The organism is Actinospica sp., from assembly GCF_035552695.1.
In the GTDB taxonomy this organism is placed as follows: domain Bacteria; phylum Actinomycetota; class Actinomycetes; order Streptomycetales; family Catenulisporaceae; genus Actinospica.
Window position 1 is genome coordinate 1 of record NZ_DASZKT010000039.1, and the last position, 11,206, is coordinate 11,206.

The 11,206-nt window shown below is 69.9% G+C and carries 13 protein-coding genes; 3 read left to right on the forward strand and 10 right to left on the reverse strand.

Features of this window, described 5'->3' with window-relative positions:
* The coding region (locus tag VG296_RS06305; RefSeq protein ID WP_325564043.1) for a Clp protease N-terminal domain-containing protein at positions 1-565 on the reverse strand (565 nt) is incomplete at its 3' end.
* 307 nt (positions 566-872) lie between these two features.
* On the opposite strand from VG296_RS06305, the gene VG296_RS06310 reads away from it, so the two are divergent.
* Positions 873-1,289: a hypothetical protein gene (locus VG296_RS06310; RefSeq protein WP_325564045.1), complete on the forward strand. Its 417-nt coding sequence runs from the start codon at positions 873-875 to the stop codon at positions 1,287-1,289.
* 181 nt (positions 1,290-1,470) lie between these two features.
* On the opposite strand, the gene VG296_RS06315 is transcribed toward VG296_RS06310, so the two are convergent.
* The 6 genes from VG296_RS06315 to VG296_RS06340 form a co-directional block, all read right to left on the reverse strand.
* Entirely contained in the window at positions 1,471-1,806 is a 336-nt protein-coding gene (locus VG296_RS06315; protein ID WP_325564047.1) for an Lsr2 family protein, read from the reverse strand.
* A gap of 145 nt (positions 1,807-1,951) precedes the next feature.
* Entirely contained in the window at positions 1,952-2,458 is a 507-nt protein-coding gene (locus VG296_RS06320; RefSeq protein WP_325564049.1) for an amino-acid N-acetyltransferase, read from the reverse strand.
* Entirely contained in the window at positions 2,455-3,423 is a 969-nt protein-coding gene (locus VG296_RS06325) for a M48 family metalloprotease (RefSeq protein WP_325564051.1), read from the reverse strand. Before VG296_RS06325 ends, VG296_RS06320 begins: the two co-directional genes overlap by 4 nt.
* A gap of 295 nt (positions 3,424-3,718) precedes the next feature.
* Complete coding sequence (locus tag VG296_RS06330; RefSeq protein ID WP_325564052.1) at positions 3,719-4,909, reverse strand: globin domain-containing protein; 1,191 nt, start codon at positions 4,907-4,909, stop codon at positions 3,719-3,721.
* A gap of 64 nt (positions 4,910-4,973) precedes the next feature.
* A complete protein-coding gene (locus tag VG296_RS06335; RefSeq protein WP_325564054.1) occupies positions 4,974-5,984 on the reverse strand; it encodes a cytochrome d ubiquinol oxidase subunit II in 1,011 nt (336 codons plus the stop codon).
* The gene (locus tag VG296_RS06340) at positions 5,981-7,360 is read right to left on the reverse strand and encodes a cytochrome ubiquinol oxidase subunit I (protein ID WP_325564056.1); all 1,380 of its coding nucleotides are present in this window, start codon (positions 7,358-7,360) and stop codon (positions 5,981-5,983) included. Before VG296_RS06340 ends, VG296_RS06335 begins: the two co-directional genes overlap by 4 nt.
* Positions 7,361-7,428: 68 nt before the next feature.
* Here VG296_RS06340 and VG296_RS06345 point away from each other — a divergent pair, with 68 nt between their 5' ends.
* Positions 7,429-7,779, forward strand: a complete 351-nt coding sequence (locus VG296_RS06345) for a BlaI/MecI/CopY family transcriptional regulator (protein WP_325564058.1) — start codon at positions 7,429-7,431, stop codon at positions 7,777-7,779.
* 11 nt (positions 7,780-7,790) lie between these two features.
* Positions 7,791-8,543 (forward strand): M56 family metallopeptidase, encoded by a 753-nt coding sequence (locus tag VG296_RS06350; RefSeq protein ID WP_325564060.1) that lies wholly within the window; start codon positions 7,791-7,793, stop codon positions 8,541-8,543.
* 12 nt (positions 8,544-8,555) lie between these two features.
* Here VG296_RS06350 and VG296_RS06355 read toward each other — a convergent pair whose 3' ends face one another.
* Genes VG296_RS06355 through VG296_RS06365 form a run of 3 tightly spaced genes read right to left on the reverse strand, consistent with a single transcriptional unit; the run spans position 8,556 to position 11,196 of the window.
* On the reverse strand, positions 8,556-8,774 hold the full coding sequence (locus tag VG296_RS06355) for a hypothetical protein (protein WP_325564062.1): 219 nt from the start codon (positions 8,772-8,774) through the stop codon (positions 8,556-8,558).
* A 38-nt stretch (positions 8,775-8,812) separates the two neighbouring features.
* Positions 8,813-10,342, reverse strand: a complete 1,530-nt coding sequence (gene lysX, locus VG296_RS06360; protein ID WP_325564064.1) for a bifunctional lysylphosphatidylglycerol synthetase/lysine--tRNA ligase LysX — start codon at positions 10,340-10,342, stop codon at positions 8,813-8,815.
* A gap of 59 nt (positions 10,343-10,401) precedes the next feature.
* Positions 10,402-11,196, reverse strand: coding sequence for a type III pantothenate kinase (locus VG296_RS06365; RefSeq protein ID WP_325564066.1), 795 nt, complete (start codon positions 11,194-11,196; stop codon positions 10,402-10,404).
* Positions 11,197-11,206 lie beyond the last annotated feature (10 nt).

Consider the following 11,206-nt stretch of genomic DNA (forward strand, 5'->3'; position numbering starts at 1 on the left):
GGCCGATCACGGGATCGAGCTTGCCTTCTCTAGCGCCCTGGGTCAGGTTCCGGCCGAACTGGTCGAGCACAAGCGAGGTGGAGGGCGCCGTCCCGGACGGCGCGACCGCAGCGGCCGGCTCCTTGCCCTGGTCGCCGTGCAGCAGCTGGATCACCTGCTGGCGGACCCGGTTCAGGTCGGCGCCCAGCCTGACGAGCACCTGCGCGGCGATGCCCTCGCCCTCGCGGATCAGGCCGAGCAGGATGTGCTCGGTCCCGATGTAGTTGTGGCCAAGCTGCAGCGCCTCGCGCAGTGCGAGCTCGAGGACCTTCTTGGCGCGTGGAGTGAAGGGGATGTGGCCTGAGGGTGCCTGCTGGCCCTGGCCGATGATCTCCTCGACCTGCTGCCGAACTGCCTCAAGGGAGATGTTCAGCGATTCGAGGGCCTTGGCGGCTACGCCTTCGCCCTCGTGAATGAGGCCGAGCAGGATGTGCTCGGTGCCGATGTAGTTGTGGTTGAGCATCCTGGCCTCTTCTTGAGCCAGGACGACAACCCGCCTTGCGCGGTCGGTGAACCTCTCGAACATCTCTTCTCGCTCCCCGGAGTGGTCGGGAAGTACCGGGCCGACCCGGAACCACAACCCCGGCCTGTCCTACCGATGCTAGTCGCCAGGTCTCGACCCTAAGGGACAGTGCCCTCCGCTCGCTGGCGGATCACCCGCCCGAGCGGCTGCCCGGGCCCGTTACAGAGGGTCTTCCCGCAGATCAAGCCGGTACTCGTGCAGTGTGTACGCCTGAAGCGAACGAGGGTGCGAGAGGTGCCGGTGCACCCGCCCGGGGCAATACTTCGGCGTCTTGCCGCCACGTGCCACGAAGCTGCCCTAGATTGTCGCCATGCACGGCCCCACCCCCGCCGCGGACACCGCACGGCTGCCGCAGTGCGGCGTGGATTTCGATGTGCTGCGGGTGCCTGAACCGGCGGGCCGCTGGGCGCTGCGGCGGTTGATCGGCTACGACCAGCCCGCGCTGCGTCCCGGGCCGGTGGCGCTCGACGGCGACGCGGCCTGCCTGTTCTTCGTCGCGCCGGGGGCGAAGGAGGACCTGCCCGAGCTGCTGGAGTGGCTGGACTGGGGCGGCATCGATCTGGGCCTGCGCGCGTACGGCGCGGGTGAGTCCGTCCCCGAGCCGACCGACTGGCTGCACGACCCGAAGGCCCCCGCGCCCGAGGTGATCGCGCTGCTCGCCACGATCGCCGAATGCTGTTCCCGGCGACTGCTGCGCCGGCCGCCGCAGCAGAAGCGGACAAGCTGACTGAATGGCGATGGCGGCACCCTAAAGGGCACCGCCGTTTCCGCCGCCGTTTGCATCCGACTTCGCGCAAGCTCGCCGTCAGTGAGCCGTACGGCCAGTGCGTCGATGACTCCGACGAACGCCGCTCACTAGTGTGCGGTGAGGCCCACTGTGCGTCGATGACTTCGACGAACGCCGCTCGCTAGTGTGCGGCGAGGTACGCGTCGATGACTTCCTGCTGCAGCCGGCCGCGGTCGCTGACCTCGTGGCCGTTCTTCTTCGCCCACTCGCGCATTTCCGCGGTGCTCGGACCCTCGGCCGCGGCGCGGCGGCGGGCCGACGGGCGCTGCGGGGTGGCCCGGTACACCTTGCCCAGCGGCGTCGCGACCTCGATGTACTTCGCGAGCACGGCCTTGAGCGCCTCGAAGTTCTTGTCGTTCAGGTCGACGACGTACTCGTAGTTGTCGAGCATGAAATGGACCTCGCGCGCTCCCGGGGTCTGATCGAGGTCATCGATGGTCACTGTCTGCTTTGCCATTGTTTTTCCTTTCGCACACGGCGACGAAGACCCTTTTGCGCGTGCCTGTCACGGCCCAGGCTTCGCGTACAGTCTAAGAAAACCGTAGTTTAGCGATTCTTTCAACTCTCCCGCCCCACTTTCCCGGGTCCGGGCCGCAGGAGTCTCAAAGAAGCTTAAGCATCCGGGTGTTGCCCAGCGTATTCGGCTTGACGCGCTCCAGATCCAAGAACTCGGCGATACCCTCGTCCGCTGATCGCAACAGCTCCGCCTCCACCGTCGGATCCACGGCGGCCTCGACGAGCTCCGTGAAACCGTGCGCCGCGAAGAACGGCGTCTCAAAGGTCAGACAGAAGACCCGCCGGATGCCGAGCCAGCCCGCGGTCGCCAATAGTTTTTCCAGAATGGCGTGGCCGACGCCCCGGCCGCGAAACTCCGGGCCCACCGCGATGGTCCTGACCTCGGCGAGGTCGCGCCAGATCACGTGCAGCGCGCCGCAGCCGGCCAAACTCCCGTCGACGTCCCGCTCGGCCACCCAGAATTCCTGAATGTCCTCAAAGAGCGTTACCGTGGGTTTGTCGAGAAGAATCCGTTCGGCGGCGTAGTGGTCGATCAGCCGCCGGATGCCGGGCACGTCGCCCGTCCTGGCCCGTCGTACCGTCAGGTCGTTCACGGAAGCAGGGTATCCTCGGCCGCCGCGCAGGCCGCCACGCGGGCGGCGATCCTGGCCATCCGGCGCTCCAGCGGCGGGTGCGTCGGACGCGGCACCCGGACCGCCGCGTGCCTGGCCCGGCGCGGTCCCGGCACCAGCGGCTGCGCCGCGGCGGGCGGGGCGCAGGCCTCGAACCAACGCAGCGCGCTGAGCAGTTCCGCACCGAAGCCCAGGTCCACCGCGTAGGCGTCGACCTGGTACTCGGCCCGGCGGCTCGCGGCGTTCTTGACGGCGAAGGCGAGCATCCCTGGTGCCGCGAAACCGGCCCGCACCGCGGTCTCCAGCCGGCTGAGCGCCAGCAGCGCCGCCCGTTTGATCCCGGGCGCGAATTCGAACCCGGACAGCCAGCCGGCGAACGCGGCGAGCGGCACCCCGAATCCGGTGCCGATCAACGCGACGGCCTGCAGCGGCAGCAGCACCCAGACGAGGAACGCGGCGGCCGCGGTGTGCATCCGCAGGTGGTGGCCGAGTTCGTGGGCGAGCACCCCGGCCAGTTCCCGGTCGCCGAGCTCGGCCAGCGCGCCGGTGGTCACGCAGATCAGGTCGCGGCCGACGCAGTGCGCGTTGACGTCGGCGAGGTCCACCACCCAGATCCGGAAGCGGCGCTCGGAGACCGCGGCGCGGCCGAGCACCTCGGCCCAGACCACGTCGAGCCGCTGCTGCTCGGCGGGGAAGGGGTGGCGCACCGGCCAGAGCAGCCGGGCCAGCGCGAGCTGCACGGGTCGAAGGCCGTAGAGGCAGGCGCTCAGGGCCCAGACGCCGTAGCCCAGCCAGAGCGGTACGCCGGTGCAGGACAGCAGCAGCAGCACGGGGAGCAGGCAGAGCGCGGCCAGCGGCGAGAAGAGCAGCACCATGCCGAGGCAGAGCAGCGCCGTCTTGTCCGGCCGCGGCCCATGACCGCTGCCAGTACTTTCACGCTGCGCCACAAGCGGCACTCTGGCAGCTGGGCGGCACGGTGCCCATCCACCACGCGGGTGAACAGACGCAGATTCAGCCGAACCAGGGGAAACCGGACGGACCCGGCGGCGGCAGCTGCGGGAGCCGTATCGGCGCCGGCAGCGCCAGCGGTCGGCGCGCGGCGAACCAGGGGCTTGCCACGGGTACCAGGCGGGACGCCATCGGCCGCGGGAAGTAGCGCTCGATGAGTTCGTCGAACCACTCGAGCTCCGCGACGGTCGGGGCGGTGCGGCCCGGCCCGTGCCCGCGGGCCCGGCGGTGCCTTCAATCGAACTGATCGGTGGCGATCGCCTCGGCGGGCGTGCCCGCGGCCAGCAGCTCGGCCCGGCAGTGGTCGATCAGCACGCTCGGGCCGACCAGCACCGCCCCCTGCCACGGCCGTTCCGGGGCCAGCACGGCTCGCGCCGTCCGCGCGAGCGAGCTCTCGCCGACGACCAGGACCTCCAGCGCGCCGTGCCGGGCCGCCTGCTCCTCGAAGTGCTTCGCCAGGTAGTGCTCGGCGGCCGATCCCGGGCCGTGGTCCGGCGTGACCAGGAGCACGGTCAGCGGACGCCGGTCGCCGCCCGCGATCAGCGCCTCGACCAGCCCGGAGACGGGGGCCGCGCCGGTGCCGTGCGCCACCGCGACCAGGGTGTCCGCCGTACCGGCGAAGCCGAGCTCGCCCTCGGCTCCGGCGATGCGCAGCCGGTCGCCCTCGGCCGTCTCGCGCACCAGCAGGTCGCTCACGCCGCCGGAGCGTCCGGCCTGGATGTGCAGGACGATCCGGTTCTCGCCGGTGTCCATGCTGGCGAAGGAGAAATCGCGCCAGACCCGCGGCTGGTTGGCCGCCTCGAGCGACGCGTACTGCCCGGCGTGGTAGCGGTACGGTCCGGGCCGATCCGGGTCCTGCAGCACCCGGACCTCGATCCGCGCGACGTCCTCGGCGAGCAGTTCGTGCGCGACGACCTCGGCCTCCCAGTACGGCGGCGCCTGCGCCTCCGCCTCGGCCGCTGCCTCCTGCATCACACTGGCGACGAGCCCGTAGCCCGCCTCCCAGGCCTGTCGGGTCAGATCGGTCCAGGCCGGTCCGGTGAAGCGGCTGATGGTGGCGAGCATCGACTCGCCGAAGGCCTGGTAGTGAGCCGGTCGCAGGCCGAACTTGCGGTGCCGCAGCGCGAGCCGGCGCAGGTAGGGCAGGAAGTCGTCGAGGTCGTCGAAATCGGCGATGATCCGGGACACGGCCTGGAAGAGCCGGCGTTGCTGGGCGGCCGGGTCGCCGGTGAACAGCTTGCGGTAGCGCGGGTTCTGCGTGAAGAAGTGCTCGTAGAAGTACGCGCTGGCCTCGGGGGCCCGCGGTTCGATCAGCGCCCAGCTTGACCGGATCTCGTTCAGCAGCTCGGGCTGTCCGTACTCTGGCGCGCCGTCCGGGCCGCCTACTGCCGTCTTCTGTGCATCCATCGCAACCGCGTCACTCACCCGGGTGAGCTTACCGGTATTCAAAATGCGGCCGGACGGGGGTCTCAATGGTCCTCTTCAGTCTTCAGTGCTCCTCGATGACCGGAGCCGTGAACACCTTCAGCAGATAGAGGAACGACGGGACCACGACGAGCATTCCGATGAACATGGCGACCAGCATCGTGTCCAGGCTGGACGGCGCCGCCGCGGCCTGCCGGGCGGTGTAGACGCCGACGAGCAGGTCCGGGTACTGCGCGGCCGCCCAGCCGCCGAGCACGCCGATGATCGCGGTCGCCGCCGTGACCCGGGCCAGCAGGTACTTCTCCTTCCACAGCACCCACAGGCTGCCGAAGCCGCACAGCGCGGAGACCGCGGCGAACGGGATCGAGCGGTCGGTGAAGCGCGCGGCGACCACCGGCGCGTCCCGGTAGAAGAAGGGCAGCATGACCAGCACGATGACGCCGGAGGCCACGGCCGCGTAGATCGCCTTGCGCCGGAACACCGCGACCAGGCGGGCGGTATCAGGGTGCAGCGACGCGTCGAAGCACAGGTAGACCGCGGCCAGGAACGCCGTGACCACGACCGCGAGCAGGCCGGCCAGGATGGTGAACGGCGCCTCGAAGGGGGCGGCCGGCGAACTTCCCGGGCGCAGCTTCCCGGTGGCGAGCGCGGCGCCGCTGACGCCGAGCATGAACGGCGTGAGCACCGAGGCGCAGGCGAAGATGCGGCTCCACCAGCGGTCCGGCAGCGAAGCGCCCTCGCCGTACGCGCGGTACACGTACGCCGCGCCGCGCAGCACGATGCCGACGAGCGCCAGGGCGAGCGGCAATTCGAGCGAGGTGGCGATGTCGCCGAAGGCGGAGGGGAAGCCGGAGAACGTGCAGACGATCACGAAGATCAGCCACACGTGGTTGGCCTCCCAGACCGGGCCCAGCGAGGCGGAGATCAGCTTGCGCTGGTCCTCGGCGCTGGACCGGTCGCGTCCGAGGCCGGCCAGCATGTCCCAGCCGCCCCCGCCGAAGTCGGCGCCCGCCAGCAGCGCGTAGGCCAGCAGCGAGAGCACGATGATGACCAGCATCAGGTTCACGGCGGTCATGCGATCGCCTCCTCGGCGGCCGACGGGCTCGGGCTCGGGACATCGGGGTCTGATTCAGCGTCGAGTCCGGGCGGCGCGCCGGTGGCCAGCTTGCGCAGGATGAGCAGCAGCGCCGCGGCCAGGCCGACGTAGATCACGATCGTGGCGACGACGCTCCAGCCGAGGCCGCCGGTCTTGGTCGCCGCGTTGGTCACGGTCATCAGGTTGTAGACGATCCACGGCTGCCGCCCGCCCTCGGTGACCTCCCAGCCGCCGAGCATCGCGATCACCGATGCCGGACCGGTCGCGATCGCGGCCCACAGCCACAGCTTCGTGTGCGGAATCCGCGGCGTCAGGCCCTTGCGACGACGCAGGAGCCAGGTCAGGACGGCGAGTCCGGCGACGGCGAACACCAGCACGCCGCAGCCGACCATGGAGTCGAATGCGAGATGGATCACGGCGGAGTTCGGGGTGTCGGCCGGCGTCGTGGTATCCATACCCCGGATCACCGTGCTGGCCTTGAAGCCCATCAGCAGGGACAGGCCGTCGGGAATCGGAATTCCGCCGATGATCTTGTGGGTGTTCTGGTCGTAGTAGCCGAGTATGGTCAGCGGCACGTGCGAGCCGGTCGTGTACACGCCCTCCATCGCCGCCAGCTTCAGCGGCTGGGTCGCGCCGACCACGCGCGCCGACCAGTCGCCGAGGAACATCTGGATCGGCACCATCCCGAGCACCGTCCACAGCCCCACGTTCAGGCCCAGCCTGTGGTATCGGTCACGTCGGCCGCGCAGCATGCCCCACGCGTAGACCGCGGCGACCGCGCCGCCGGTGCACATCATCGCGGCGACGAACATGTGCGTCACCTCGGACCAGCCCACCGAACTGCCGAAGACGGCCCACGGATCCGCGGTGACCTTCCCGTCCGTCATGCCGATGCCGACCGGGTCGTTCATCCAGGCGTTGGCGAAGACGATGAACAGCGTGGAGAGCGTGCCGGATATGGCGATCGGCCACAGCGTCAACCAGTGGACGCGCGGGGTCAGCCGCTTCCAGCCGTAGAGGTAGAGGCCCATGAAGATCGCCTCGAGGAAGAAGGCGAAGGCCTCCAGCGTGAACAGCAGGCCGATGGCGCCGCCGTACGTGGCCATGAACGTGGGCCACAGCAGGCCGAACTCGAAGGAGAGCACGGTGCCGGAGACCGCGCCGATGGCGAAGAGCACCGCTGTGACCCGCGCCCACTTGCGGGTGAGGGCGTACCAGTTCTGATCTCCAGTCTTCAGCCAACGACCCTCGGTGTAGAGCAGCACCCAGGGCATTCCGACGCCGAAGACGGCGAACAGGATGTGGAAGGAGAGCGAAAAAGCGGTCTCGATGCGCGCCGCGTCCACTCCGGACATGCAGGCCTCACTCCCGTCGACCAACTTCTACTTACCGTAGAAACTCTTTCATCGGTAGAGTAGACCTCATGGCACGGCTTGGCGAACTTGAACGCGCGGTCATGGACGTGCTCTGGAACACACCGGAGCCGGTACCCGCGACCCATATCGTCGACGTCCTGCCGCGCGAGCACGCGCCGGCGGTGACGACGATCCTGACTGTCCTGGACCGGCTCGGCGCGAAGGGCTTCGTGACCCGGGTGCGGCACGGCCGCGCCTACCGGTACTCGGCGACCACGACGAAGGCGGAGCTCATCGCGAACACGATGCTCGAGGCCCTCGGCACCACCTCGGACCGGCGTTCCGCCCTGGTGCACTTCGCCGGCGCGGTCTCCGAGGAGGAGAAGGCCGTGCTACGCGAACTTCTCGCCAGCGGCTGAGACCGCGGACGATGATGTCCCTTCTCGCGGCGCTCTGCGCGCTGCTCGCCGTCGTTCTGGCCTGGCCGGTGCCGACCCGGCTGGCCGTGGCGGCCTGGCCGAGTCGCAATCCGCGCCGCGGGATCGCGCTGTGGCAGGTGATCGGCCTGTCCGGCGGCATCTCGGCGGTCGGCTCGCTGCTGCTGCTCGGCTTCGACCCGCTCGGTCCGCGCTGGACGCTGCTGAACCTGGCCGCGCTCGCGGGCGCGGCGATCCTGCTGACCTGGCTGCTCGGCGTGCTGGCGACGAACACGATCCGGATCGAGCGGCAACTGGCCAAGCAGCGGGACGCGGTGGACCTGCTGGCGTGGATCGACCTGAACGGTGTCCGGGTGCTGGATCACCCCGAGCCCGCCGCGTACTGCCTGCCGGGACCGCGTCCGCGGATCGTGGTGACGCACGGCGCGATCGCGTCGCTGGGCCCTGAGGAACTGGCGGCTGTCCTCGCGCACGAGCGGGCGCACGCCGTCGGCCGGCACGAACTGATCATCCAGCCCTTCGTGGCCTGGGAATCCGCGCTGCCCTTCCTGCCCCCGGCACGCCGCGCGACGGCGGCCGTGGCCGAACTCGTGGAGATGCTGGCGGACGATCACGCCGCCCGGGAGACCAGCCCGCGCGCGCTCGCCCGCGCGCTCGCCCAGGTCGGCTCGGATCGCCTGCCGTCCACGAACGGCGACGCGGCCTCGGCCTCCGTGCTGCCGCGCGTCCGCCGCCTCGTTCAGTAGGTCTTGGCAGCGCTACCGATCCGCCGTCTTCCTGGCCTTCTTCGGACGCAGCTCGGACGGCGTCCGCTGCTCCTGCATGATCCGTGGATCGGACGCCTCGGCCGCCGCCTCGCGCGCCTTCGCCGCGGCCCGGCGCTGCGGGTTCTGCTGCTTGAGGATCGTCTTGACCAGCAGCACGAACCCGACCGCCAGGCACACGGACGGAATAAGCGATTCCAGGTCAGCCAGCATGGCTGCCACTGTACGCCGGGCGCTCCGGGCGCTCGGCGTCAGCTCCCCGTGTTCGGCTTGACCAGCGGGAACAGGATCGTCTCCCGGATGTTCTTGCCGGTGAGCAGCATGATCAGCCGGTCCATGCCCATGCCGAGGCCACCGGTCGGCGGCATCGCGTACTCGAGCGCGGTGAGGAAGTCCTCGTCGACCTCCATCGCCTCCTCGTCCCCGCCCGCCGCGAGCCGCGACTGTTCGGTCAGCCGCTCGCGCTGGTCGATCGGGTCGATCAGCTCGGAGAACGCGGTGCCGATCTCGCGGCCGAGGATGACCAGGTCCCACTTCTCGGCCACGCCCTCGATCGAGCGGTGCTTGCGGGAGAGCGGGGAGACCTCGGTCGGGTAGTCCATGATGAAGGTCGGGGCGACGATGTTCTCCTCGAGCAGCCGCTCGATCATCTCCAGCACGATCTGGCCGTGGCCCCACTTCTTCTCGTAGGGCACGCCCGCCGCGTCGGCCAGCTTGCGCAGCTCCTCGACGGAGGTCCGCGGCGTGATCTCGCTGCCCAGCTTCTCCGAGACGCCCTCGTAGACCGAGACCTCGGCCCACGGCTCGGCGAGGTCGATCTCGTGCTCCACGCCGTGCGCGTCGGGGCCGGTGACCTTCGTGTGCCCGTTGACCGCCAGCGCGGCGGCGAGGACCACCTTGCGCGCGAGTTCGGCCTCGGTGCGGTAGTCGCCGTACGCGCGGTACCACTCGATGGTGGTGAACTCCGGGTTGTGCGTGGCGTCCGCGCCCTCGTTGCGGAACAGCCGGCCGATCTCGAAGACCCGCTCGGCGCCGCCGACGATCAGCTTCTTGAGCGGCAGCTCGGTCGCGATGCGCAGCAGCAGCCGCATGTTGTACGCGTTGATATGCGTCTCGAACGGACGCGCGTTGGCGCCGCCGTTCGTCTTCTGCAGCACCGGCGTCTCGACCTCGATGAAGCCCTCGCCGTGCATGGTGTCGCGGATCGAGCGGATCATCGCGGAGCGCTTGCGCATCATCTCGCGCGCGTCGGCGTTGACGATCAGGTCCACGTAACGCTGCCGCACCCGCGCCTCCGGGTCCGACAGGCCCTTGTGCTTGTCCGGCAGCGGCCGCAGGCACTTCGAGGTCAGCGCCCAGGAATCGGCGAGGATGGACAGCTCGCCGCGCCGCGAGGTGATCACCTCTCCGGTGACGCCGACCTGGTCGCCGAGGTCGAGGTCGGCCTTCCAGTCGGCCAGCGACTGCTCGCCGAGCTTGTCCAGCGAGGCCATCACCTGCACCTCGGCCTCGCCCTCGCGAATCGTCGCGAAGCAGAGCTTCCCGCCGGTGCGGGACAACAGGATGCGGCCGGTGACCGACGCCCGCTCCCCGGTCGCCGCGTCCGCGGGAAGGTCCGCGTACTTCTCCCGCAGTTCGGCGATGGTCGTCGTGCGCGGGTACCCCACCGGGTAGGGCTCGACGCCCTTCGCCTTGAGCCGGTCCAGCTTCTCTTTGCGAACCCGGATCTGCTCGGGTTCGTCGGAGATCGCGCTGCTGGGGGCATTCGGCTCGGAAGTCATGGACCAAGGATAAGGGGCGCGGCCGACCGTCCCCGAACCCTTTGTCCGCCCCGTCGGGCTCACCCCGAGGCGACCCCCATGTTGCGCTCGTAGACCAGGCGAAGGCCGATGAGGGTGAGCCAGGGCTCGTGCTCGTCGATGACCTCGGCCTCCTCGAGGACGAGGGGGGCGAGGCCGCCGGTGGCGACGACGGTGACGTCGTTGGGGTCGTCCGCGAGCTCGTCGGCCATCCGATTGACCACGCCGTCGATCTGGCCGGCGAAGCCGTAGAGGATGCCGGCCTGCATGCATTCGACGGTGTTCTTGCCGATGATGGAGCGCGGGCGGGCGAGCTCGATCTTGCGCAGCTGCGCGCCGCGCGCGCCGAGGGCCTCGACGGAGATCTCGATGCCCGGGGCGATGGCGCCGCCGATCCATTCGCCCTTGCGGGAGACGGCGTCGAAGGACGTGGCGGTGCCGAGGTCGACGACGATGCAGGGGGCGCCGTAGAGGTGCACGGCCGCCAGCGCGTTGATGATCCGGTCGGTGCCCACCTCCTTCGGGTTGTCCACCAGCACCGGCATGCCGGTCTTCACGCCGGGCTCGACGACGAGGGCCGGGATGTCGCCGTAGTACCTGCGGATCATGTCGCGCATCTCGTGCAGCACGGAGGGGACCGTGGAGCAGATCGCGATCCCGTCCACGCCCGTGTCGCCGACCAGCGGGTGATTGTTCATCAGGCCCTGGAACAGCACGGCGTGCTCGTCGGCGGTGCGCCGCGGGTCGGTGGAGATCCGCCAGTGCTCGACGATCTCGGCGCCCTCGAACAGTCCGAGCACCGTATGGGTGTTGCCGATGTCGATGGTCAACAGCATGGTCAGGAGT